At 44.2% G+C, this 23802-nt stretch carries 23 protein-coding genes; 14 read left to right on the forward strand and 9 right to left on the reverse strand.

Annotation, left to right across the window (positions count from 1 at the left end; all coding sequences use genetic code 11):
* Positions 1-208: 208 nt before the first annotated feature.
* Positions 209-1120 (reverse strand): LysR family transcriptional regulator, encoded by a 912-nt coding sequence (locus tag F893_RS10385; RefSeq protein ID WP_005251905.1) that lies wholly within the window; start codon positions 1118-1120, stop codon positions 209-211.
* A gap of 115 nt (positions 1121-1235) precedes the next feature.
* On the opposite strand from F893_RS10385, the gene F893_RS10390 reads away from it, so the two are divergent.
* The 12 genes from F893_RS10390 to pcaD all read left to right on the forward strand — a co-directional run bounded on the left by F893_RS10390 (position 1236) and on the right by pcaD (position 12472).
* Positions 1236-2345: a muconate/chloromuconate family cycloisomerase gene (locus F893_RS10390; RefSeq protein ID WP_004647035.1), complete on the forward strand. Its 1110-nt coding sequence runs from the start codon at positions 1236-1238 to the stop codon at positions 2343-2345.
* A 13-nt stretch (positions 2346-2358) separates the two neighbouring features.
* Positions 2359-2649 (forward strand): muconolactone Delta-isomerase, encoded by a 291-nt coding sequence (gene catC / locus F893_RS10395; protein ID WP_005251907.1) that lies wholly within the window; start codon positions 2359-2361, stop codon positions 2647-2649.
* Between the two features lie 154 nt (positions 2650-2803).
* Positions 2804-3724, forward strand: a complete 921-nt coding sequence (catA, locus tag F893_RS10400) for a catechol 1,2-dioxygenase (protein WP_005251908.1) — start codon at positions 2804-2806, stop codon at positions 3722-3724.
* A gap of 71 nt (positions 3725-3795) precedes the next feature.
* The gene (gene benA, locus F893_RS10405; protein ID WP_005251909.1) at positions 3796-5184 is read left to right on the forward strand and encodes a benzoate 1,2-dioxygenase large subunit; all 1389 of its coding nucleotides are present in this window, start codon (positions 3796-3798) and stop codon (positions 5182-5184) included.
* Positions 5181-5672: a benzoate 1,2-dioxygenase small subunit gene (gene benB / locus F893_RS10410; RefSeq protein ID WP_005251910.1), complete on the forward strand. Its 492-nt coding sequence runs from the start codon at positions 5181-5183 to the stop codon at positions 5670-5672. Before benA ends, benB begins: the two co-directional genes overlap by 4 nt.
* 93 nt (positions 5673-5765) lie before the next feature.
* Entirely contained in the window at positions 5766-6782 is a 1017-nt protein-coding gene (benC, locus tag F893_RS10415) for a benzoate 1,2-dioxygenase electron transfer component BenC (protein ID WP_005251911.1), read from the forward strand.
* A 17-nt stretch (positions 6783-6799) separates the two neighbouring features.
* The gene (gene benD, locus F893_RS10420) at positions 6800-7585 is read left to right on the forward strand and encodes a benzoate diol dehydrogenase BenD (protein ID WP_005251917.1); all 786 of its coding nucleotides are present in this window, start codon (positions 6800-6802) and stop codon (positions 7583-7585) included.
* A gap of 58 nt (positions 7586-7643) precedes the next feature.
* Complete coding sequence (gene benE / locus F893_RS10425) at positions 7644-8864, forward strand: benzoate/H(+) symporter BenE (RefSeq protein WP_005251919.1); 1221 nt, start codon at positions 7644-7646, stop codon at positions 8862-8864.
* Between the two features lie 37 nt (positions 8865-8901).
* Complete coding sequence (locus F893_RS10430) at positions 8902-9573, forward strand: 3-oxoacid CoA-transferase subunit A (protein WP_004731110.1); 672 nt, start codon at positions 8902-8904, stop codon at positions 9571-9573.
* Positions 9574-9592: 19 nt separating this feature from the next.
* Entirely contained in the window at positions 9593-10249 is a 657-nt protein-coding gene (locus F893_RS10435; protein WP_004894963.1) for a 3-oxoacid CoA-transferase subunit B, read from the forward strand.
* Positions 10250-10417: 168 nt separating this feature from the next.
* Positions 10418-11623: a 3-oxoadipyl-CoA thiolase gene (gene pcaF, locus F893_RS10440; protein ID WP_005251921.1), complete on the forward strand. Its 1206-nt coding sequence runs from the start codon at positions 10418-10420 to the stop codon at positions 11621-11623.
* A gap of 69 nt (positions 11624-11692) precedes the next feature.
* Positions 11693-12472, forward strand: coding sequence for a 3-oxoadipate enol-lactonase (gene pcaD, locus F893_RS10445; protein WP_005251923.1), 780 nt, complete (start codon positions 11693-11695; stop codon positions 12470-12472).
* Positions 12473-12546: 74 nt separating this feature from the next.
* On the opposite strand, the gene F893_RS10450 is transcribed toward pcaD, so the two are convergent.
* The 3 genes from F893_RS10450 to F893_RS17160 all read right to left on the reverse strand — a co-directional run bounded on the left by F893_RS10450 (position 12547) and on the right by F893_RS17160 (position 14668).
* Entirely contained in the window at positions 12547-13434 is an 888-nt protein-coding gene (locus F893_RS10450; RefSeq protein WP_005251925.1) for a DMT family transporter, read from the reverse strand.
* Between the two features lie 100 nt (positions 13435-13534).
* On the reverse strand, positions 13535-13744 hold the full coding sequence (locus F893_RS10455; protein WP_005251927.1) for a hypothetical protein: 210 nt from the start codon (positions 13742-13744) through the stop codon (positions 13535-13537).
* Positions 13745-13834: 90 nt separating this feature from the next.
* The gene (locus F893_RS17160) at positions 13835-14668 is read right to left on the reverse strand and encodes a hypothetical protein (protein ID WP_005251929.1); all 834 of its coding nucleotides are present in this window, start codon (positions 14666-14668) and stop codon (positions 13835-13837) included.
* Between the two features lie 255 nt (positions 14669-14923).
* On the opposite strand from F893_RS17160, the gene F893_RS10465 reads away from it, so the two are divergent.
* Positions 14924-15991, forward strand: a complete 1068-nt coding sequence (locus tag F893_RS10465) for a zinc-binding metallopeptidase family protein (RefSeq protein ID WP_004731123.1) — start codon at positions 14924-14926, stop codon at positions 15989-15991.
* 190 nt (positions 15992-16181) lie between these two features.
* Here the strand turns inward: F893_RS10465 and F893_RS10470 are convergent, their stop codons facing one another.
* On the reverse strand, positions 16182-17351 hold the full coding sequence (locus tag F893_RS10470; protein ID WP_005251931.1) for a thiolase family protein: 1170 nt from the start codon (positions 17349-17351) through the stop codon (positions 16182-16184).
* A gap of 83 nt (positions 17352-17434) precedes the next feature.
* On the reverse strand, positions 17435-19216 hold the full coding sequence (locus tag F893_RS10475; protein ID WP_005251932.1) for an acyl-CoA dehydrogenase C-terminal domain-containing protein: 1782 nt from the start codon (positions 19214-19216) through the stop codon (positions 17435-17437).
* Positions 19217-19715: 499 nt separating this feature from the next.
* Between F893_RS10475 and F893_RS10480 the strand changes: the two genes are divergently transcribed.
* A complete protein-coding gene (locus F893_RS10480) occupies positions 19716-20321 on the forward strand; it encodes a TetR/AcrR family transcriptional regulator (RefSeq protein WP_004280405.1) in 606 nt (201 codons plus the stop codon).
* Between the two features lie 94 nt (positions 20322-20415).
* Here F893_RS10480 and F893_RS10485 read toward each other — a convergent pair whose 3' ends face one another.
* Genes F893_RS10485 through F893_RS10495 form a run of 3 tightly spaced genes read right to left on the reverse strand, consistent with a single transcriptional unit; the run spans position 20416 to position 23766 of the window.
* Positions 20416-20610: a heavy-metal-associated domain-containing protein gene (locus F893_RS10485; protein WP_005100179.1), complete on the reverse strand. Its 195-nt coding sequence runs from the start codon at positions 20608-20610 to the stop codon at positions 20416-20418.
* 49 nt (positions 20611-20659) lie between these two features.
* Positions 20660-21067: a Cu(I)-responsive transcriptional regulator gene (cueR, locus tag F893_RS10490; protein ID WP_034436442.1), complete on the reverse strand. Its 408-nt coding sequence runs from the start codon at positions 21065-21067 to the stop codon at positions 20660-20662.
* Positions 21067-23766, reverse strand: coding sequence for a heavy metal translocating P-type ATPase (locus F893_RS10495; protein ID WP_005251937.1), 2700 nt, complete (start codon positions 23764-23766; stop codon positions 21067-21069). Before F893_RS10495 ends, cueR begins: the two co-directional genes overlap by 1 nt.
* Between the last annotated feature and the right edge of the window lie 36 nt (positions 23767-23802).

Consider the following 23802-nt stretch of genomic DNA (forward strand, 5'->3'; position numbering starts at 1 on the left):
TCAACTTATGCTGCTCACAATGCAGAAAATAGGAAATAATGTCTAAAACTGAATAGGCATGGCTTTATACCTATAAGGTCTGGGTAAAATTAAACTATTCAATTAATTAATAAATATATTACTCAATCATTATGTTTTCTAAAACAGGTTGTTTTTATCGCATCCTCATAGGCTTTTAATGCTATATCATTCACACGATTTTTAGCGATTAAAATACCGATCGATCGTATTTTAGCGCTTCAAGATCATAGACTTGATACACAGCATCAAACAGGTAACGAATGTATTCGCTTTCATCCATATTGCGCATCGCCATAAAGACAGGACTCACTGCAAAAGCATCTGCTAGAGGTACAAACTTGAGATGGGCTAATTTAATGTTTTGTGCGCTTTCCGGTACGATGCAGACGCCTTCTCCAGCAGCGACAAAGCCCAGTGCCAGCTGTAACTCACGGACAATCCGGATATTTTTCGGTTCCAGACCATACTCGGAAAATATGCCACGCACCTGGGTAGAGAAATTTGCCTTTCCAGTATTCGGATATAAGAACAGAGGCTGATCGACCAGTTCAGATAAATGTATATTTTCACGATGAGCCAGTACATGACTTGAGTGAGCCGCCACCACTAGGCGTTCTTCACGCAATAACACGCGTTTTATCGCAGGATCCGAGATTCTTAAACGGCCAAAACCGACATCAATTCTTCCCTCTTTCAGCGCCTGAATCTGTTCATAGGTATTCATTTCCATCATCTCAATTTTGAGCTGGGGATGTTGCTGCTTAAATAGAAACACAATACGCGACAGCAAGCCGAACAATAAAGAGCCGACAAAACCAATGCTAATGGTGCGATCCGCGATACCAATCCGCTTGGTCATCGATTTGATTTCTTCCGCATTAGACAAAAGTTTAACAGCATGCTGATAGAAAAATTGACCGGCTTCAGTGGTTTTTAGCGGGCGGCTACCACGCTCAAATAGCTGAATATCGAGCTCTTGCTCTAGATTTTGGATCTGTCGGCTCAAAGGTGGTTGAGCAATAAACAGTTTTTCTGCCGCTTTGGTAAAACTTTGTTCTTCGACGACGGCAACGAAGTAACGCAAATGTCTGAGTTCCATGGCTCTAAATACCTTTAAAGTATAAAAAAATGCTAAATCGATCTTAGACCAATCAACATTATTCTTTTAAGGTATATCAAGTCAAAGCATTAAAGCAAGAATGTGAACCCGTATTATGTATAAGTCAGTTGAAACCTTGCTGGTAGAAATTCCAACCATTCGCCCTCACAAGATGGCAGTGGCGACGATGCAAACCCAGACGCTGGTATTGGTCAAAATCACCACTGAAGATGGTTACATCGGTTGGGGTGAAGCAACAACGATCGGTGGCTTAGGTTATGGTGATGAAAGCCCGGAAAGCGTAAAAGTTAATATTGAAACTTATTTTGCGCCTCTTTTAAAAACATTATCCGGTTTAAATGTTGCACAGACATTACAAGCAATCAAAAAGAATATTAATGGTAACCGTTTTGCTAAATGTGCGATTCAGACTGCACTTTTAGACATTCAGGCACAACGTTTAGGTTTGCCATTAAGCGAAGTCCTCGGTGGCCGCTTACGTGACAGTATTCCAGTTCTTTGGGTATTGGCTTCTGGCAATACCGAAAAAGATATTGCTGAAGCAGAGAAAATGGTTGCGGCAAAACGCCACAACATTTTCAAACTGAAAATCGGTTCGCGTCCGGTAGAAGAAGATGTTGAACATGTTCTGGCAATTAAGAAAGCCTTAGGCAAAGACGTTTCGATCCGTGTCGATGTGAACCGTGCCTGGTCAGAACTGGAAGCCATTAAAGGCATTCAGTTATTGCAAGATGGCGGTGTTGATCTGATTGAACAGCCATGTGCAATTGATAACCTGGACGCCATGCGCCGTCTGACCCGACGTTTTGATGTTGCCATCATGGCAGACGAATCGTTAATGGGCCCGCACTCAGCGTATGAGATTGCCAAACAAAACGGTTCATCTGTTTTTGCGGTCAAAGTTGCCCAGTCGGGTGGCCTGATTGAAGGTTGCGAAGTAGGCAAGATTGCCAAACTTGCAGGTATTGACCTGTATGGCGGCACCATGCTGGAAGGCCCGGTAGGCACAATTGCTTCGGCACATGTGTTCTCTACTTTTGAAAGTCTGGCGTTCGGTACCGAGCTGTTTGGTCCTCTACTGCTGACTGAAGATATTTTGAAAACCCCACTCAACTATCAAAACTTTGAACTTGAGATTCCGAAAGGACCAGGTCTGGGGATTGAGTTGGATGAAAACAAGATTGACAACTTGCGTCGTCAGTAATTAGGAGAAACCCATGCTTTTTCACGTACGTATGGATGTAAACATTCCACGTGATCTGCCAGTTGAACAGGCAAACGAAATTAAGGCTGTTGAAAAGGCTTATTCACAGGAATTACAGCGTCAAGGCAAATGGCGTCATATCTGGCGCCTCACGGGCCAGTACTCAAACATCAGTATTTTTGATGTTGAAAGCAATGAAGAGTTGCACAACCTGTTACAGGGCTTGCCACTCTATCCTTATATGAACATTGAAGTAATGGCATTAAACCGTCACCCATCTTCAGTTCGAGATGACGACAGTTGATTGAATGAGCGGATTGGGAGTCACCGGATTCCCCTTCCGAATCGAAAACAGAGGGTACCTCAACAAGGATTGTGGCCAGCCAGATTTAGCCAGCCAATGAAAGCTAAAAAAGTGCGCCACTAAAAGATGAAAGACATACTTTAGGAGCAATAGTATGAATCGCCAAGAAATTGATGCATTAGTTAAGCAAATGAACGTTGATACAGCGACAGGTCCTGTAGATGAACGTGTACAACAAGTTGTTGTGCGTTTATTGGGTGACCTTTTCCAAGCGATCGAAGATCTTGATATTTCTCAGTCAGAACTGTGGAAAGGTCTGGAATACTTTACTGATGCCGGTCAAGCGAACGAATTAGGTTTATTGGCTGCAGGTTTGGGTCTGGAACACTACCTAGACTTACGTGCTGATGAAGCGGATGCTAAAGCAGGTATTACTGGCGGTACGCCACGTACGATTGAAGGTCCACTTTATGTCGCTGGTGCACCTGAAACAGTAAGCTTTGCACGTATGGATGATGGTTCTGAAGAAGGCAAAATCCCGACTTTAATCATTGAAGGTACAGTGACGGATACTGACGGCAACCGTGTTGAAGGTGCTAAAGTTGAAATCTGGCATGCCAACAGCCTGGGCAACTACTCATTCTTTGACAAGTCACAGTCTGACTTTAATTTGCGTCGCAGCATCATTACCGCTGCCGATGGTCAATATACTGCATTGACGACAATGCCAGTGGGTTATGGCTGCCCTCCAGAAGGTACAACTCAGTTTGTACTGGACAAATTAGGCCGTCATGGTAACCGTCCATCACACGTGCATTACTTCGTTTCTGCACCAGGTTACCGCAAGCTGACAACTCAATTCAATATTGAAGGCGACCAATACCTGTGGGATGACTTTGCATTCGCTACTCGTGAAGGTCTAGTGGCAACTGCGGCTGACGTAACTGATGAAGCTGAAATTGCAAAACGTGGTCTGAAAGGTCCTTTCAAACACATTCAATTTGATATTGAACTTGTGAAAGAGAAACAAGACGCACCTTCTACTGAAGTTGATCGTCGCCGCGCTAGCGCTTAATACATTAAGAAGCGGGATATGCCGTGAGATATATCCCGCTGACTTCCCCCTTGGAAAGTCGGAGAAAGGACATGCCTCGTATTCCCGTAATTAACACCAGCCATTTAGACCGCATTGACGAATTACTGGTTGATGATTATGAATCTGGTGAATTTAAACTACACCGTTCAGTATTTACAGACCAGGCCCTGTTTGACCTTGAGATGAAATACATCTTTGAAGGCAACTGGGTTTATCTAGCACATGAAAGCCAGATTCCAAACAATAACGACTTCTATACTACCTATATGGGTCGTCAGCCGATCATCATTGCACGTAACCGTCAAGGTGAACTGAATGCCATGATCAATGCCTGTTCGCATCGCGGTGCACAATTGTGCCGTAACAAGAAAGGCAATAAAGCAACTTATACTTGCCCATTCCATGGCTGGACCTTCAATAACTCAGGTAAGTTATTAAAAGTCAAAGATCCGGCTGAAGCGGGTTATTCAGACTGCTTTAATAAAGACGGTTCACATGACCTGAAAAAGGTTGCCCGTTTTGAAAACTATAAAGGTTTCCTGTTCGGCAGCTTGAATCCGGATGTTCCTTCTCTGGAAGAATACCTGGGCGAAGCGACCAAAATCATTGACATGATCGTGGATCAGTCTGAGCAAGGTCTGGAAGTTTTACGTGGTTCTTCGACTTATACCTTTGAAGGTAACTGGAAGTTGACTGCTGAAAACGGTGCTGATGGTTATCACGTATCTGCTGTACACTGGAATTATGCTGCAACGACTCAGCAACGTAAAGAAAAAGAAGCTGGCGACAACATCCGTGCCATGAGCGCAGGTGCATGGGGCAAACAAGGCGGTGGTTCTTACGGCTTTGAACACGGTCACATGCTGCTTTGGACTCAATGGGCTAACCCGGAAGACCGTCCTAACTTTGCCAAGAAAGATGAATACACTGCGCAATATGGCGAAGCTATGGCGAAGTGGATGATCGAACGTTCACGTAACCTGTGTATCTATCCAAACGTTTACTTCATGGATCAGTTCGGTTCACAAATCCGTGTCCTGCGCCCGATTTCTGTCGATAAGACTGAAGTGACGATTTACTGTATCGCGCCTGTGGGTGAAGAGCCTGAAGCGCGTACCCGTCGTATCCGTCAGTATGAAGATTTCTTTAACGCTTCAGGTATGGCGACACCAGACGATCTTGAAGAGTTCCGTGCTTGTCAGGCAGGTTATGCCGGTATCGCGCTGGAATGGAACGACATGTGCCGTGGTTCTAAACACTGGATTCAAGGTCCGGATGATGCTGCCAATGAAATCGGTTTAAAACCAAAACTGTCTGGTATTAAAACTGAAGACGAAGGCCTATACCTGTCTCAGCACCAGTACTGGTTAGAATTGATCAAAAAAGGTATTGCGACTGAGAAAGAAATTGCAGCATCAACTGAAGGAGAAAACGCATGAGCGACATCACTTTAGAAAATATTGCTCAGTTCCTGTATCAAGAAGCTCGCTTTTTAGATGATGAACAATGGGATGACTGGCTAACTTGTTATGCCCCTACTGCGTCTTTCTGGATGCCAGCTTGGGATGATGATGACAAACTGACCACAGATCCACAGTCTGAAATCTCATTGATTTACTATCCAGACCGTCAAGGTTTAGAAGACCGCGTGTTCCGGATCAAGACTGAACGTTCATCTGCAACTATGCCGGATACCCGTACCTGCCATAACATCAGCAATATTGAAATTGTTGAACGTGATGGCGACAAAGTGACTGTACGTTTTAACTGGAATACCTTGAGTTTCCGTTACAAAAACAGCTACAGCTACTTCGGTATGTCACGTTATGAAATCGATTTTTCAGGCGATAAACCACAAATTTTAAGCAAATACGTGGTACTGAAAAATGATTACATCAATCAGGTTATCGACATTTATCACCTTTAAGACTGTTTTTATTACAGCCAGGTAAAACCTTTCAGCCAGATGGAAAATTGGCTGAAAGGTCCAGTTACAAAGATTTATATAGGATATTCAGCCATGTCAAACCACAATGTTGCACTTCAATTTGAAGATGGCGTTACACGTTTTATTTCTGTTGCCCAAGGCGAGACCCTGTCTGATGCAGCTTACCGTCAAAAGATCAATATTCCTTTGGACTGCCGTGATGGTGCTTGTGGAACGTGTCGTGCGTTTTGTGAATCAGGTTCATTTGACATGCCTGAAGAAACTTATATTGAAGATGCATTAACGCCAGAAGAAGCAGCTGAAGGCTATATTCTTGCTTGTCAATGCAAACCAACGTCAGATGCGGTGTTCCAGATTCAGGCATCTTCTGAAGTCTGCAAAACAGAAATTCATGCATTCCAGGGAACTTTGGCTCGCGTTGAAAACCTGTCTGACTCGACCATTACCTTTGACATTCAGTTAGATGAAGGTCAACCAGACATTCACTTCCTTGCTGGTCAATATGTGAACGTGGGTATTCCAGGTACAACTGAAACCCGTTCTTATTCATTCAGCTCTAAACCAGGCAACCGTTTAACCGGCTTTGTGGTACGTAACGTACCGAACGGTAAAATGAGTGAGTTCTTGAGTGTCAATGCCAAAGCTGGTGAAAAAATGACTTTCACCGGTCCATTTGGTAGCTTCTACCTGCGCCCTGTGACCCGTCCAGTATTGATGCTGGCTGGTGGTACAGGTATTGCACCCTTCATGTCGATGCTGCAAGTGCTGGAAGAAAAAAATTCAGAACATCCAGTGCGTTTAGTATTTGGTGTGACCAATGATTTCGACTTGGTAGCGATTGAAAAACTGAACGAACTGCAAGAAAAATTCCCGTGGTTCGAATACCGTACAGTGGTTGCTAACCCTGAATCTGCCCATAAGCGTAAAGGTTATGTAACCGGTCATATCGAAAACGAATGGCTAAATGGTGGTGATGTAGATGTTTACCTGTGTGGCCCTGTACCAATGGTAGAAGCAGTTCGCGGCTGGCTAGATGCTGAAGGCGTAAAACCTGCAAGCTTCCTGTTTGAAAAATTCTCTGCCAACTAATAGAGGGAATTTGTTCAATGTCTAATCGTCAAAGATTTGAAAATAAAGTCGTAATCGTGACCGGTGCCGCTCAAGGCATTGGTCGCGGTGTCGCGCTGCAAGTGGCGAACGAAGGCGCTCAAGTCGTCATGGCTGACCTTTCCCCTTATGTGGAAGAAGTTCTGGCTGAAATTGAAGCGACTGGCGGTGATGCGATTACCGTCAAAGCCAATCTGGAAACGTTTGCTGGTGCTCAATCAGTCGTTGAAAAAGCCCTTGAGACTTATGGCCGTGTCGATGCGCTAATCAACAACGTCGGTGGCGCGATCTGGATGAAACCTTTCGAGGAGTTTTCTGAAGAGGAAATTATCAAGGAAGTGAACCGTTCATTGTTCCCGACACTGTGGTGCTGCCGCGCAGTTCTTCCGGAAATGATTAAAAATCAGAAAGGTACCATTGTAAACGTATCTTCTATTGCGACACGCGGCATTAACCGTGTGCCATATTCAGCATCCAAAGGTGGTGTGAACGGCCTGACTGCTTCCCTTGCATTTGAACATGCCAAAGACGGCATCCGTGTCAATGCAATCGCGACGGGTGGCACTGAAGCACCGCCACGTAAAGTACCGCGCAATGCCAATCCACTGACTGAATCTGAAAAAGAATGGATGCAGCAAGTGGTTGATCAGACCATTGACCGTACTTTCATGGGACGCTACGGTACGATTCAGGAGCAAGTGAATGCAATTGTATTCCTGGCTTCGGATGAATCATCTTATATGACAGGTACAGTGGTACCGGTCGGTGGTGGTGATCAAGGCTAGTCCTGATCATCACGATTTTTAACAGGCTCATGGTTCGACGCAAGGAGGCACATCACCAATGAACACCCTGTTTCAGACATTAAAAAATGATTGGTCCATTTCAGCCACTGTTGCAGGATTTTTAGCAGTCCTGATCTCCTATTCGGGGCCACTGATCATTTTTTTCCAGGCGGCTCAGCAAGCTCAAGTTTCCCCGGACATGATGATTTCATGGATTTGGGGAATTTCTATTGGTGCTGCGCTCGCAGGTATCTTTTTATCAATTAAATACAAAATACCTGTCGTCACCGCCTGGTCTGCGCCCGGAACGGCTTTATTAGTCACGCTGTTTCCCGACATTTCGCTCAATGAAGCGGTTGCTGCCTATATCACCTCTGCCGTGGTGATTTTTTTCATTGGGATTACCGGTTATTTCGACAAGTTGCTGTCCTGGATTCCCCAGGAAGTGGCTGCCGGGATGATGGCAGGGATTTTACTGCAGTTTGGTTTAGGGCTGTTCACCGCGACCGATACCATGCCCTATATCGTCTTTGGCATGCTGGCGGTATTTTTGCTGGCCAAGCGTTTCAGTCCACGTTATGCCATGGTCTGGGTGCTGATTGCCGGTGTGGTTTTAAGCATGCTGCTGGGCAAGATTAACCCGGTCACGGCAGATTTCAGTCTGGCGATTCCGCAGTTTATTGCACCGGAATGGACCTGGAGTTCCACCCTGAATCTGGCCCTTCCCCTGATTCTGGTCAGCCTATCTGGCCAGTTTTTACCGGGAATGGCGATTATCAAACTCAGTGGCTATGACATGCCCGCCAAGCCGATTATCAGTGCAACCAGTATTGCCTCGCTTGCAGTGGCCTGTGTTGGTGGCATTACCATCGTATTGGCTTCAATCACGGCTGCATTGTGTTTAGGCAAAGACGCACACGAGCTGAAAGAAAAGCGTTATATCGCCGGCGTGGCCAATGGGCTTTTTTATATTTTAGGCGGCTTATTTGCCGGCAGCATTGTCATGCTGTTTAGCCTGATGCCCAAAGAGTTGATTGCGGCTTTGGCAGGACTGGCATTGCTGGGTGCGATTGCTACCAATATTTCCGTGGCCATGGGCAAAGAATCACAACGTGATGCAGCAATGATCACCTTTTTAGCGACTGCTTCCGGCATGCATTTCTTGGGGCTGAGTTCAGTCTTTTGGGGAATTTGCATTGGCCTGGTAGCACATTTTCTGCTGTCACAGAAAAACCGTAACGCAGTTCCGGTTACAGCATCAGATTCAAAACGAGTTTAAAGACATCCATCAGTTTAGGATATGTAAGGACCAGATTATGATAGATAAAAGTTCATTATCATTGAAAGAAGCACTCTCCCAGATCAAGGACGGTTCTACCATTATGATCGGTGGTTTCGGTACAGCGGGTCAGCCTGCTGAACTGATTGATGGTCTGATCGAATTGGGTATTAAAGACCTGATTATTGTCAACAACAATGCTGGTAATGGCGATTATGGTCTGGCGAAACTGCTTAAAGCTGGTGCTGTTCGCAAGATTATTTGTTCTTTCCCGCGTCAGTCTGATTCCTGGGTATTTGACGAATTATATCGTGCTGGAAAAATTGAGCTGGAACTGGTACCGCAAGGTAATCTGGCTTGCCGTATTCAGGCAGCAGGTATGGGCTTAGGTCCAATCTACACGCCTACCGGTTTTGGTACTTTGCTGGCTGAAGGCAAACCGACCATGAATTACGAAGGTAAAGACTACGTTTTAGAAAATCCGATTAAAGCTGACTTTGCTTTAATTAAAGCTTCTAAAGGCGACCGTTGGGGCAATCTGGTCTACCGTAAATCTGCGCGTAACTTCGGCCCAATTATGGCGATGGCAGCTGATGTGACCATTGCACAGGTTTCTGAGGTGGTTGAACTCGGTGCACTGGATCCAGAGCACATCATCACCCCGGGAATTTTTGTTCAACACGTTGTTCAAGTTAAACCTGCACAATAATTGGCATCGGAGATAAATAATGAGCTATAGCAAACTGACCCGTGACCAGATCGCTGAACGTGTGGCACAAGATATTCCTGATGGCGCCTATGTGAACCTCGGTATTGGTTTACCAACAAAGATTTCAAGCTACCTGCCAAGCGATAAAGACGTTTTCCTGCATTCTGAAAATGGCCTGTTGGCGTTCGGTCCTCCTCCTGCTGAAGAAGACCGCGATCCTGAGCTAATTAATGCCGGTAAAGAATTCGTGACCTTACTTGAAGGCGGTTCGTTCTTCCATCATGGTGATTCATTCGCGATGATGCGTGGCGGTCACTTAGACATCGCTGTACTGGGTGCGTTCCAAGTGGCCGAAAATGGTGACTTGGCGAATTGGCATACTGGTGCTCCTGATGCAATTCCTGCAGTCGGCGGTGCGATGGATCTGGCTGTGGGTGCCAAGAAAGTCTTCATCACCACAGATCATGTGACCAAAAAAGGCGAGCCAAAAATTGTGGCTGAACTGTCTTATCCTGCGACTGGATTGAAATGTGTCGACCGTATCTATACCGACCTCTGCGTGATTGATGTCACCCCTGAAGGGATGAAAGTGATTGAGAAAGTTGAAGGTCTGTCATTTGAAGAATTGCAGTCATTGACTGGTGCCAAACTGATTGATGCGACTCAATCAAATTAAGGGGAAGTCCCTTCTTTCTTGCACTTAGTTTTAAAAGCAGTGCTTTAAAACATGTTCAGGAGGGATTTAGGGAGGATTTGAGGAATAAAACTACTTCATTAAATCCCTCCCAACCTCCCTTTAAAAAGGGAGGAGTTTTCTTCTTTTAAATATGTGAGCAAATACACAATGAAAAACGCATATATTATCGATGCCATCCGTACCCCATTCGGCCGTTATGCCGGTGGTCTCGCGCCTGTCCGTGCAGATGACTTAGGTGCGCTGCCAATTAAAGCTTTGATGGAACGTAATCCAAGTGTGAACTGGGAACAGGTCGATGACGTGATCTATGGCTGTGCCAATCAGGCCGGTGAAGACAACCGTAACGTCGGTCGTATGTCTTCTCTGCTTGCAGGTTTGCCTTATCAGGTACCAGCGACGACCGTAAATCGCCTATGTGGTTCATCAATGGATGCCGTGGCGATGGCAGCACGTGCAATTAAAGCCGGTGAAGCTCATCTGATTATTGCTGGTGGTGTAGAAAGCATGTCACGCGCGCCATTTGTGATGGGCAAGTCAGAAACAGCGTATGGCCGTAGCCAGAAGATTGAAGACACCACCATGGGCTGGCGTTTTATTAATCCGAAACTGAAAGAAATGTACGGCGTGGAAACCATGCCACAAACTGCTGAAAATCTGGCGGAACAGTTCAACATCAACCGTGAAGACCAGGACAAGTTTGCCCTGACCAGCCAGCAACGTACCGCAGCAGCGCAGGCCAAAGGTTTCTATAAAAATGAAATCATTCCTGTGGTGATTCCGCAGCGTAAAGGCGATCCGGTGGTTGTGGATACCGATGAACATCCACGTGCTTCAACCACAGCAGAAGCTCTGGCAAAACTGAAACCTGTCGTCAAAGCAGACGGTACAGTAACGGCGGGTAATGCTTCTGGTATTAACGATGGTGCAGCTGCACTGTTGATCGCGTCTGATGAAGCAATTGCTCAACATGGCTTAAAACCACGTGCCAAAATTATTGGTTCAACCGTCGTTGGTGTTGAACCACGTATCATGGGCTTTGGTCCAGCACCTGCCATTAAGAAATTACTGGCGCAAACCGGTCTGACTTTAGAGCAGATGGATGTGATCGAGCTGAATGAAGCTTTTGCAGCACAAGCTTTGGCTTGTACGCGTGACCTTGGCATTGAAGATGGTTCAGAGAACGTCAATCCGAATGGTGGTGCAATTGCTTTGGGTCATCCACTCGGTGCATCTGGCGCACGCTTAGTGACCACTGCACTCAACCAGCTTGAACAAACCGGTGGTAAATACGGTCTTTGTTCAATGTGTATTGGTGTCGGTCAAGGCATCGCTTTGATTATTGAACGCGTTTAATCCTCATTCAAAGTCCCCCTTTCATAAAGGGGGATTTAGGGGGATTTATAAGATTAAGGATTTTAAAAAATGCCAACATTTACATCCAACGATGCCCAGATCAATTACCAGACCTTTGGTGATGCCAGTAAACCTGCCCTGGTTTTTTCTAACTCACTAGGCACCAAATTCAGCATGTGGCAACCACAAATTAAATTTTTCCAGCAAGATTATTTTGTTGTGTGTTATGACACTCGTGGTCATGGGGCTTCATCTGCACCGCAAGGTCCGTATAGCTTGGAACAGTTAGGTCAGGATGTTGTAAACTTACTTGATCATTTAAAAATTGAAAAAGCTGCATTCTGTGGTATTTCAATGGGTGGTTTAACCGGTCAATGGTTAGCAATCAACAAGCCCGAACGTTTTAGCCACGTGATTATCTGCAATACTGCTGCCAAGATCGGTCAGGAACAGGCCTGGCTGGAACGTGCCGCACTGGTACGTGAACAAGGTCTGGCGCCGATTGCATCGACAGCAGCAGCACGTTGGTTTACCGATCCCTTTATCCAGAGCAACGCAGCGATAGTTGCAGAACTTTCAAACGACCTTGGAGCTGGCAGCCCGGAAGGTTATGCAAGTTGTTGCGAAGCTTTGGCTAAGGCGGATTTACGTGAACAGATCAAAACGATTTCAGTGCCGGTACTGATTGTGGCCGGTCAGCAAGATCCAGTGACGACAGTTGCAGATGGACAAGCCATGCAAGCTGAAATTGCACAAAGCCAGTTGTTTGAAATCAATGCTTCGCACATTTCCAATATGGAACAACCAGAAGCCTTTAATCAGGCGGTTCAGAAATTTATTGCTGCTTAAACAATAAATGCAAAGAAAAAGCCACTGTTGATCAGTGGCTTTTTTATGCTTAGATTTAAAAAACTGGTTCTACATCAGGCCCAGATCACTAAAATCGCTGCAATCACTACTAAGCCCAGACCCCAATGCTCGGTACGTGCAAGTTTTTCTTTAAAGAAATATGCCGAAATCAGCATACTAAACAGAATCTCAATTTGTCCTAAGGTTTTGACCACCGGCACACTCATCATGCTCATGGCAGTAAACCAGCCCAGCGATGCCATAAAACTGCACACACTGACTTTAAAAGTTAAGCCCAGACGCTGCCACATGGCCACTAAAGTCTGGCGACTGAATAGGCTGAGGTAAATCAGCATACTAATACACTGAAAACTGATCACCATTAACAACACCCAGGCCGCACGATGCAAGGTTGGTAAAGTGGTTAATTCCAGACTGGCTTCGCGTACCAGAAGTGAGGTGATGGCAAAACTTAAACCGCTTCCGATGCCAATAGCCAGTGTTCTGGTTGAAAACCCGCTGACCTGTTGGCCTTTACTCAATAAAAATACCGCATATCCGCCCAGCGCCACACCAATCCAGGCCAAAAATGACAAATGATCTGCTAATAAGGTCACACCAATAATGGCGGCTAAAATGGCTTCACTTTTCGCCAGCCCCACCCCAACCGCGTAATTTTTTTGCTTGAACAGTTGCACCATCAGTGCCGTAGCTAAAATCTGGCTGCAACCTGCAATCACTACATAGACCCAGAACTTGGGCGTGAAGTGAACCACACTTTCAACTGGCTTGAAATAATACAGGCTGCTCAGGTAAAGCGCAGCGAATGGCAAGCCAAAAATAAAGCGTGCCAGGGTGACTCCCCACACATCCACCGTGGTACTAAGCTGTTTTTGAAAGGCGTTACGCCAAGCCTGCATAAATGCAGCCATTAAAGTAAAAAAAATCCAGCTGAATGCCATCTACTGATCGCTATTACTACAAAAGTGAATTAATTCTATGCCTTAGTAAAAGCGCTGACTAATTAAAAATAGGATACTCGCCGATAGCGGAAAGTTTGGATTACTTTCTAAATTCACTCACTAATTTGGCAAGTTGCTCCATTCCATCAAAGGTGGTTGGAATCTTGTCATCAGATGAAACTAGCGGTGAAAAGATAATATTTTCAAATTTCTCAAAGCCTGCTGCATTTTTCTTATGCAGTTTTTCTGAATCTTCAGCATAGTTATGGATGAACTGACACAGTGCCATGCGAAGTTCTAGCTGCATCATTTGAGATTGGACTGCTCTTTTGTCTTGTAAAGAAATTTTTAAAAGATATAACGTAATTAAAATTAAAGTAATGAAGGGAATAGAAATAAACTACATACCAGTAGGTAGCTTTCCATCAAAATAGAAAAATGCTCCAATTAATGCACCTAATTCCACAAAAGGTATAGAAAACATTGTTGCTGCAACAAAGCTATAAGTACCTTTTGCATTATCTAACTCTATTTTTTTCTGATCATAAAGCTCTTTAAAACCTTTATTGAGCAAAACGAAATCATAAGTTTGTTTATTTTTTTCAAGACGCTTTTCTAATTCTGATACTTCACTTTTTTTAGATTCAAATGTACTAGTCCAAGCATCAATTTTTTCTATATTTCTGTGATTAGACTCTAAATATTCAATATATTTTGAAAAATGATCAGGTGTTAAAGTTTCAATTATTTTTTGAAAATTTGGATTAGAATAAACTTTACTTAACAGTTTAAATGGCAATTTATCTATAAAAGAAAAAATATAATTTACTTCAGGACTGAATTTATTTGCATTATTTTCAATAAAATCAAAAAAGGATTTTTGAAAAGAGTATCTATAATCTTTCCTAAACATTACTTCTTTATAATATGCATAGATTAATAAATTTATATACTCTAGCTTTATTCGATCCGAATATTCAAAATGATGCCCTAATTCCCCATACTCATTATCAAATACCAACTTTAAACTTAAATCATTTCTTTTTTTGATCTCTATACAGTGTTCTTCAAACTCATTTAGCCTTTCATTATCATAAAGATCTATAGGATCTAAATTTTTTAGTAACTCCTTTTCCCACTCATCAATATCTGTCCTTTCTTTAATTTCAGAAATATATTTTTTTAATTGAATGATAACATTGCTAAATGAATTACTAAGAAATGAAAAAGCCATACTAAACCAATTTTTATAATTAAATAATGGTAATTTTCTTATAAATCAAAAACTAAAGCAATATCAATAATCATTAAACTATCTTTGATGGGATATTCATTCACACCTTTTTTACAATTCATCCATATAGAATTTTCAATGAAATTTTTATGATGTTTCTTTATCAGGAAGAAATTTAGGTAGGCATTCTGAACCTTTTTTCGTGTTCATCATCGATAAACATTTTAGGTCGTTCGTTTCCCTACAGGGAGTTTAATGAAACATTTTGAATGTGCCGTCTGCAAGCAACAGCTGTTTTTTTACAAATCAGTTTGTGATCACTGTCTGTCACCGATCGGTTATATCGCTTCGGAAAAAGAGCTATGCGCATTCGAAAAACAGAGTGCTGAGCGATGGGTTCCAATCGCCAAGAACTACCAGCATGCCAGTTATAAACCCTGTCACAATTATGTAAATTATCAGGTATGCAACTGGATGATTCCTAGCGATGAAGACGAGGAGTTTTGTGAATCCTGTCAGCTGACTCATGTCATTCCTGATCTGGAAAATTCCGAGAACCTGATTTACTGGTTTCGACTGGAAGAAGCCAAACGCCGTTTTCTGTATTTGGCACAGCGCATGAACATGATGCCACGTCCTAAAAAGTCTGAAGATGATCCATTTGGTCTGCGTTTTGATTTTCTCCTGCCCCAAGAAGACAAGCCTGTTTTAATTGGTCATGCCAATGGTGTCATTACCCTCAATGCCATTGAAGCTGATGTGGTTTATCGTGAAACTACACGTGTGAATATGGGTGAAAACTACCGGACTTTATTGGGTCATTTTCGTCATGAAAGCGGCCATTATTATTTTGCGCTCATGCAACATATGCATCCGGAATTGCTAGATGAATTCCGTCAGTATTTTGGCGATGAGCGGCAAGACTACAGCAAGGCACTTGAACGCCATTATAACGAAGGCGCACCAATCAACTGGCAGGAAAAGTATATCAGTGCTTATGCCACCGCCCATCCCTGGGAAGACTGGGCAGAAACCTGGGCACATTATCTGCATATGATGGAAACACTGGAAACTGCCTACTATGGTGGTATGCGTGTCGAAGGAAATGGCAGCTATCTGGCCAGTATGGATTTTAAAGAATGCCCGATTGGTGGACAGGATTTTGAACATATTCTGGAAAACTGGGTTACCCTGACCTTTAATCTGAATGCCTTAAACCGTTGTATGGGTCTGGAAGATGCCTACCCCTTCAAGCTTAGCGAAGCAGTTAAAGACAAGTTACGATTTATTCACCGGCATGTGCTGGAAAAAGTTTTTAAATAATTTAAAAAGTAATTTTTATAGTAAAAATATAGCCGGAATGGGATCAGCAAAGTCCGAAAATATGGATTTTATTGTGTATTTTAAAAATTAATATGATTTAAAGAATCCCTGCTCCTGGCAAACCAAGAGCAGAAAGTCTCCAATGAATCAGTATTGAGTTTGCTACCTGAATATACGATTTAGGATGTGCTTAAATCAGTTCCACAGCAATCGCAGTCGCTTCACCACCACCGATACATAAGGACGCAATCCCTTTCTTGCCGCCAGTACGTTTTAAGGCATGAATCAAGGTCACAATAATACGAGAGCCAGAAGAACCCAATGGATGACCAAGCGCACAAGCACCACCATTAATGTTCACTTTTGCTGGATCAAGTTTAAAGCCATCAATGGCTAACATAGTGACCATGGCGAACGCTTCGTTGATTTCCCAAAGGTCAACCTCCTGAGCATCCCAACCGGTTTTTTTCAGGACTTTTTCAATCGCACCAACAGGTGCAATAGTAAATTCTGACGGATGCTGCGAATGGCTGGCATAGGCCAGAATATTAGCTAGCGGTTTTAAGTTACGCTGTGCAGCAATTTCGCTCGAGGTGATCACCAATGCTGAAGCACCATCTGAAATTGAACTGGCATTTGCCGCAGTAATGGTGCCGTCTTTTTTGAACGCTGGACGCAGAGTTGGAATTTTATCAGCCTTGGCATTTAAAGGTTGCTCATCCTGCTCTACTATCACATCACCTTTACGGCTGCTGACAGTGACCGGCACGATTTCATCTTTAAAGAAGCCTTGCTGGACGGCGGTCACGGCTTTATTTAATGAGCCAATCGCATAGTCATCCTGCTGCTCACGCGTATAGCCTTTTTTATCCGCCATTTCCTGAGCCAAAATTCCCATCGACAGACCTGTTTCAGCATCTTCCAGACCTTCCTGGAACATGTGATCAATGACTTTGCCATGTCCCATGCGGAAACCGGCACGTGCCTTGTCCATTAAATAGGGTGCGTTTGACATCGACTCCATCCCGCCTGCAACCACAATCTCTGCTGAACCGGCCTTGATCGCATCTGCTGCCTGCATCACGGCTTTCATGCCTGAACCACAAATTTTATTGATGGTGGTCGCACCAGTTGAATCCGGTAGACCTGCCTGACGCATGGCCTGACGTGCCGGACCCTGTTTTAAACCAGCAGGAAGAACGCAGCCCATAATCACTTCATCAATATCATTGGCCGACAGACCTGCACGTGCCACTACTTCTTTAATTGCCACAGCACCCAAATCTGGCGCGGTACAGCTTGACAATGAACCTTGAAAACCGCCCATCGCGGTACGTACTGCATCTACAATTACGATCATTTTAGTTTCATCCTTTTTCATCATTGTTATCAACCCTACATCGCCAAAGCACTGTAGGGCTGGTCCTTCGCAATCATTGCGGGTTAAGCCTGTGCGGTAAAATATGCTTCAGGCAATTGCATGACCAGTTCCGCACCGGCCTGAATACGCTGGATTCGTGCACTCAAATCCGGAAGTACTTTGGCCACATAATAGTTGGCCAGTACCAGTTTGTTCTGGAAGTAACTATCGTCTTTGGCTGCGGCGGCTTTGCTAATCCGCGCATACATATAGACAAAGCTGAGCAGCCCAACCGCATGTAAATAATCGACAGCAATCGCGTTAGCGAAATCAGGATTCAGTCTAGACTGCTCGACGATGAATTTGGTGATATCTTCAAGTTGCTGGCAGGCTTCTAATGTCGCCGTTTTAATCGTCAATGAATCATCTAAATTTTGGGCAAATTCACGGATTTCAGCAATATATTCCGCGATATAAGTCCCATTACATTTGGTGGTTTTACGCCCAATCAGGTCAATCGCCTGCACGCCATTGGTGCCTTCATAAATCTGTGAAATACGCAGGTCACGAATACACTGTTCCATGCCCCATTCACGGATATAGCCATGACCACCGAAGCACATTTGCGCTTCCAGTGCAGAATCCAGTGCCTTGTCGGTCAAATAAGCTTTGGCGATTGGCGTTAACAGCGCCACACGGTCAGTCGCTTTACGCACCGCTTCAGGGTCGGTTGAGTATTTGGTAATATCCAGTTGTTGACCTACATACACCGCAAACGCACGTGAAGCTTCATTGTTAGCACGTACATTGAGCAGCATACGGCGTACATCGCCATGGACTAGAATTGAATCGGCTGGTTTTTCTGGAGATTTTGCACCAGTTGATGCACGGCCCTGTAAACGGTCCGTCGCATATTGTGCCGCATTCTGGTAGGCAAATTCTGCTGCACCAATGCCCTGAATTCCCATAGATAAACGTTCGTAGTTCATCATCACGAACATGCCGGCCAGACCTTCATTTTCATTACCAATCATATAGCCCTTGGCGCCGTCAAAGTTCATGACACAGGTCGCCGAGCCTTTAATTCCCATTTTATGTTCGATCGAACCGGCAGCTACTGTATTACGCTCACCCAGTGAACCATCGGCATTGATCAGGAATTTCGGCACAATAAATAATGAAATACCACGTGAACCTGCTGGTGCATTCGGAGTTTTTGCCAGCACCAGATGAATGATATTTTCACTCAGATCATGCTCACCGCTGGTAATAAAAATTTTGGTACCGGTAATATTGTACGAACCATCTTCATTCGGTTCAGCTTTGGTCTTGATAATGCCAAGATCTGTGCCGGAATGTGGTTCAGTCAGACACATAGTGCCCGACCATTCACCCGTATAGAATTTTGGTAAATAAGTTTCTTTCTGTTCCTGTGAGGCGCGGTCACTGATCGCCATACCTGCACCCACCGTTAATAGCGGATAAAGCATGAAAGATGGATTGGTGCTCCAGATCATTTCATCCGCCAGAACCGTGAGCATTTTCGGCATGTTTTGCCCACCCCATTCTTCAGGAGCACCCAAGCCCACCCAGCCACCTTCGGCAAACTGTTTAAAGGCTTCCTTGAAACCAGCCGGCGTAGTCACCTCACCGTTTTTAAACTGAGCACCACCCTCTTCATCTGCAGGACGATTCAGATCAAGAATAACATTCTTGGAAAATTTGGCCATCTCTTCCAGAATTGCATTTGCCGTCGCCATATCTAAATGTGCAAGATTTTCATTACCTTGCCAAAATTGTTCCGCTTGGAATACATCATTTAAAATAAATTCCATGTCTTTTAGCGGCGCATTATAAATCGGCATTTTTAAATTCCTTAAAGGGTGATACTCAATCCTGTTGCCAAATATTTTCTAATTTTCATTAGAATCCAAGCGGGCGATTTTAAAATCGTGATATCCAATTCTTGCAGTATTAAATCTATATCTAGATTCATAAAGTTGCCTTAAAAACCACGTCTTCATGTTCAGTATAAGTGACTGAATATGCCAGCTTAATATTGATCTACTTTCCGTACTAAACCCGGATAAATATGTGCTTAAAACAGTCGAAGGATTTAGCTTCGTGCGCTGAAACAATAAAATAATTATACTGAAAATGGAATTTTATTTAGCAAAGTTGATCTCTAGGGTTCAGTTTTCTTGACAATATTTCTGTCCGCTTAGCATCGCTATTTTTATTTGTCAGCAGTTGCTGCATAAATATACAAAATGAGATAAATATCACGACCTTAGTTTTATAGCCATCGCGTGCAAAATTGCATATTCTTGAAAGGTTCTTTTTCGAAAAGTATGGACCAAGAAGATGACGACTGTAAGACAGCAGAACTTCCTTCTTCGTAAAGAGAAGATCCTGAGCATGGCGGAAAGCTTGCTACTGGATAATAATCAGGACATTACCCTGAGTGAGCTGGCCAGTGAACTGGACATCGCAAAAGGAACCATCTACAAACATTTTAAAAGCAAGAACCAGTTATATTTAGAACTGATTATTCTGAATGAAAAAAGAATTCTAGAAATATCAAAAAAGCATAATAACGATATTAAAAATTATGTTTCACAATATATGCTCTATCACATGCTCAATTCAAACCGAACCATCCTGTTGCATGTCATTGAAGAGCGTTTAACCAATAACGAGAAAAATCTGAAAGAATTATTTCAGGAGCTTTATCGTATTCGTGAAGAACGGATTATCCGGATTAAAGACATCACACATGATTATCTGGTGGCTTTAGAAAGTGCCATGTCGATTCGCGATTATTTGTCTTATATCTGGACAGTCACCTATGGCGCTTCGCTGTTATTAAATTCGACCAATTACCAAAAAGCGATTGGGTCACGTGAACGTCTGATTAAGCTGTATATTAATCAGGCGCTGATGACGCCAGATAAAATCTCATCGGTATAATCACTAAAATAAAAAATGCCTGATTCGATCAGGCATTTTTTATTTGGCTGTATGATTTCATATGATCATTAAGAGTGATCTAACACGACAACGATCAGGCTGCCACAGGCGGGAAACCATCTTCGGTTAAAGCTGCAACAATCTCAGACTCACTGACTGTCGATTCAACTTCAACCAGCTTAGTCGCCACATCAATATTCACAGTAGCATTTTCATCCAGATCTTTAATCGTAGCCGTGACACTGCGCGCGCAGCCACCACAGGTCATGTTTTCAATACGGAATTTCATGTTTAGCTCCATAGGATCGGTTTAAAAATTGATGTGAATACAGCGCATGTCAGTGCTGTTCAGTTCCGACACCCTGTTCAATCTGTTTTAAAATCTGGCAATCGGACTGTTCATTGCCGGCACACTGCTCAACCGATTGCTGTAAAATTAATAGCATATGCTGCATATCGGCAATTTTCTGTTGTAAAAACTGGATATGTTTTTGTGCCAACTGTTTGACCTCACTACTTTGGCGTGAGCTGTTCAGCCACAGGCCGAGTAATTCTTTCATCTGCTCTGAAGAAAATCCCAGTTCACGTGCATGCTGGATAAAACTTAAGATTTTAATATCCGCATCACTATAAACCCGATAACCTGTATCACTGCGTTTCGGAGCCGGCAACAAACCAATGTCTTCATAATAACGAATCATTTTCGCAGAGATGCCAGAACGTTTTGCCGCCTGACCAATATTCATCATACTGACTCCTTAAACTGCACCGGTTGATAGGCTTTTAATCTCAAGGCATTGCTGACGACAAACACGGAGGACAACGCCATCGCACCTGCGGCAAACATTGGCGATAACAATATACCCCAAAATGGATAAAGCACACCCGCGGCAATCGGAATTAAGGCAATATTGTAGACAAAGGCCCAAAACAGGTTCTGTTTAATATTGCGCATGGTCGCCTGACTTAAACCAATGCCTGTAGCCACATGCTGTAAATTGCCTGACATCAACACCACATCGGCTGCTTCAATCGCGACATCGGTACCGGTTCCAATCGCCATACCGACATCGGCCTGGGCCAATGCCGGTGCATCATTGATTCCATCCCCAACAAAAGTGAGCACGCCGTATTGCTGCTGGAGTTGTCGTACTGCATCGACTTTTTCATGCGGCAAAACTTCCGCAATCACCTGATCGATTTTCAACTGTTTGGCGATCGCCTGCGCGGTATGCTGATGATCACCAGTAATCATCGCCACTTTAAGACCTTGGTCATGCAAGGCCTGAATCGCGCTATGAGTGGTCGGTTTAATCGGATCGGCTACGGCAATAATTGCAGCCAGCTTTTGATTAATCGCTACATATAAAGGACTGCGGCCCTGATCACCGAGCTTTTGTGCAGTGTCTCTAAACAGATCGACATTTAAGCCCAAGTCCTGCATCAGACGTTCTGCACCAATATGCAGTTGCTGACCGGACACCTGTGCTTTGACCCCTGCACCAGTAATTGAATCAAAATCCGTCACGTCCATCAGTTCCAGCTCTTGCTCGCGAGCAGCCTGAACAATGGCGTGGGCAATCGGATGTTCTGACTTGGCCTCCACCGAAGCCACCAGCTGTAATACGGTCTGCTGATTAAAATCAGCGGTGACTTCAAAGTCGGTCAGCAATGGTTTTCCTTCAGTCAAGGTTCCAGTTTTATCCAGCGCGACGACTTTGGTTTGTTGCAGCAACTGTAAAGCTTCACCCTTACGGAATAGCACGCCCAGTTCTGCTGCACGGCCAGTGCCGACCATAATTGAGGTAGGAGTTGCCAGTCCCATCGCACATGGACAAGCAATAATCAGTACGGCGACTGCATTTACCAAGGCGTAGGTCAGATTCGGCTCAGGCCCAAACAGGAACCAGACCATAAAGGTCAAGGCCGCCAGTGCCATAACAGCCGGCACAAACCATAAAGTCACTTTATCGACCACAGCCTGAATCGGCAGTTTTGAGCCTTGTGCCTGTTCCACCATCTGAATAATCTGCGCCAGTACCGAATCTTGGCCGACCTTAGTCGCCTTGATTTGCAAGGTTCCGTTCTGGTTTACCGTACCGCCGACAACCTGATCACCAGCCTGTTTGGCCACAGGTAAAGGCTCACCGCTAATCATCGCTTCATCGATATAACTTTGCCCAGCAATCACTTCACCATCGACGGCGACTTTTTCACCCGGACGGATTTCAATCAGCATGCCTTGTTGTACATCGGCAATTGCCAGATCAACCCAGTGATTGTTTTGTTGTACTCGGGCTGTTTTTGGCTGCAAACCGACCAGATACTGAATCGCTTCCGAAGTTTTCCCTTTGGCTTTAGCTTCCAGATAACGCCCCAGTAAAATCAGCGCGACAATGACGGCGGCCGCTTCAAAATACACATGCACGGTGGACTGCGGTAACAGCTGCGGAAAAAAGGTCGCAATACAGGAAAAGCCATAGGCGGCAATGGTTCCAACGGCCACCAGCGAGTTCATATCCGGTGCCAAGCGTAACAATGCCGGAATCCCATGCTGATAAAAACGTCGTCCCGGAATAATCAGCACCAAAGTGGTCAGCACAAACTGTAGATACCAGCTGTTCTGGGTTCCCAGCGTATGGGCAATAAAATGATGAAACACCGGAATCAAGTGCGAGCCCATTTCCAGAATAAATACAGGTGCTGTCAGAATGACCGCAAGCCATAAATCTCGTTTCAGTTGTGCCGTTTCATTGGCTTTCTTTTCCTGAAAAGCACCATGACTATCTGCCGACATATCCGTACCGGATTTTACTGTGGCTTGATAACCTGCTTTCTCCACGGCAGCAATCAAGGCCGGAATCTGGGAATGTGAGGCTTTCACCCAGGCAGTTTCGGTGGCCAGATTGACCTGTGCTTCGCTGACACCTTCTACTTTCAATAAAGCTTTTTCAACCCGTGCCACACAGGATGCGCAAGTCATACCTTCAATCGTCAGTTCAATCCGGTTGCTCTGAATATCAAAACCGGCTTTTTGCACTGCCTGAGTTAGTTTAAACAATGGCACAGAATTGATCGCACTCACATGCGCCCTTTCAGTGGCCAGATTCACTTGTGCATCCAGTACGCCTTCCACTTTTTTTAGGGCTTTTTCTACGCGAGCCACACAGGATGCACAGGTCATGCCTTCAATATTTAAATCAAACTGTTGCGTCGGTACATCAAAACCGGATTTTTCAATTGCTTGAACCAGCGCAGCGGCAGCAATTGGCTGCTGGCTTTTAATAAAAGCTTTTTCAGTCGATAGATTGACAGATGCCTCGACCACGCCTTCAATTTTTTTCAAGGCTTTTTCTACCCGAGCTACACAGGAGGCGCAGGTCATACCGCCAATCTGCACCTGCTGTTCATATAAGCGGTTGCTATCTTGTTCTGCCATGCCCATCTCCACACCTCAACTCATTGTTGATGTTATAGCTTA

It is taken from the genome of Acinetobacter sp. CIP 102136 (genome assembly GCF_000369685.1).
Taxonomy (GTDB): Bacteria; Pseudomonadota; Gammaproteobacteria; order Pseudomonadales; family Moraxellaceae; genus Acinetobacter; species Acinetobacter fasciculus.

Excerpts from the sequence above, each read along its gene's own strand:
- F893_RS10385 (WP_005251905.1), bottom strand. The coding sequence starts at position 1,120 with ATGGAACTCAGACATTTGCGTTACTTCGTTGCCGTCGTCGAAGAACAA.
- F893_RS10390 (WP_004647035.1), top strand. The coding sequence starts at position 1,236 with ATGTATAAGTCAGTTGAAACCTTGCTGGTAGAAATTCCAACCATTCGC.
- catC (WP_005251907.1), top strand. The coding sequence starts at position 2,359 with ATGCTTTTTCACGTACGTATGGATGTAAACATTCCACGTGATCTGCCA.
- catA (WP_005251908.1), top strand. The coding sequence starts at position 2,804 with ATGAATCGCCAAGAAATTGATGCATTAGTTAAGCAAATGAACGTTGAT.
- benA (WP_005251909.1), top strand. The coding sequence starts at position 3,796 with ATGCCTCGTATTCCCGTAATTAACACCAGCCATTTAGACCGCATTGAC.
- benB (WP_005251910.1), top strand. The coding sequence starts at position 5,181 with ATGAGCGACATCACTTTAGAAAATATTGCTCAGTTCCTGTATCAAGAA.
- benC (WP_005251911.1), top strand. The coding sequence starts at position 5,766 with ATGTCAAACCACAATGTTGCACTTCAATTTGAAGATGGCGTTACACGT.
- benD (WP_005251917.1), top strand. The coding sequence starts at position 6,800 with ATGTCTAATCGTCAAAGATTTGAAAATAAAGTCGTAATCGTGACCGGT.
- benE (WP_005251919.1), top strand. The coding sequence starts at position 7,644 with ATGAACACCCTGTTTCAGACATTAAAAAATGATTGGTCCATTTCAGCC.
- F893_RS10430 (WP_004731110.1), top strand. The coding sequence starts at position 8,902 with ATGATAGATAAAAGTTCATTATCATTGAAAGAAGCACTCTCCCAGATC.
- F893_RS10435 (WP_004894963.1), top strand. The coding sequence starts at position 9,593 with ATGAGCTATAGCAAACTGACCCGTGACCAGATCGCTGAACGTGTGGCA.
- pcaF (WP_005251921.1), top strand. The coding sequence starts at position 10,418 with ATGAAAAACGCATATATTATCGATGCCATCCGTACCCCATTCGGCCGT.
- pcaD (WP_005251923.1), top strand. The coding sequence starts at position 11,693 with ATGCCAACATTTACATCCAACGATGCCCAGATCAATTACCAGACCTTT.
- F893_RS10450 (WP_005251925.1), bottom strand. The coding sequence starts at position 13,434 with ATGGCATTCAGCTGGATTTTTTTTACTTTAATGGCTGCATTTATGCAG.
- F893_RS10455 (WP_005251927.1), bottom strand. The coding sequence starts at position 13,744 with ATGATGCAGCTAGAACTTCGCATGGCACTGTGTCAGTTCATCCATAAC.
- F893_RS17160 (WP_005251929.1), bottom strand. The coding sequence starts at position 14,668 with ATGGCTTTTTCATTTCTTAGTAATTCATTTAGCAATGTTATCATTCAA.
- F893_RS10465 (WP_004731123.1), top strand. The coding sequence starts at position 14,924 with ATGAAACATTTTGAATGTGCCGTCTGCAAGCAACAGCTGTTTTTTTAC.
- F893_RS10470 (WP_005251931.1), bottom strand. The coding sequence starts at position 17,351 with ATGATCGTAATTGTAGATGCAGTACGTACCGCGATGGGCGGTTTTCAA.
- F893_RS10475 (WP_005251932.1), bottom strand. The coding sequence starts at position 19,216 with ATGCCGATTTATAATGCGCCGCTAAAAGACATGGAATTTATTTTAAAT.
- F893_RS10480 (WP_004280405.1), top strand. The coding sequence starts at position 19,716 with ATGACGACTGTAAGACAGCAGAACTTCCTTCTTCGTAAAGAGAAGATC.
- F893_RS10485 (WP_005100179.1), bottom strand. The coding sequence starts at position 20,610 with ATGAAATTCCGTATTGAAAACATGACCTGTGGTGGCTGCGCGCGCAGT.
- cueR (WP_034436442.1), bottom strand. The coding sequence starts at position 21,067 with ATGAATATTGGTCAGGCGGCAAAACGTTCTGGCATCTCTGCGAAAATG.
- F893_RS10495 (WP_005251937.1), bottom strand. The coding sequence starts at position 23,766 with ATGGGCATGGCAGAACAAGATAGCAACCGCTTATATGAACAGCAGGTG.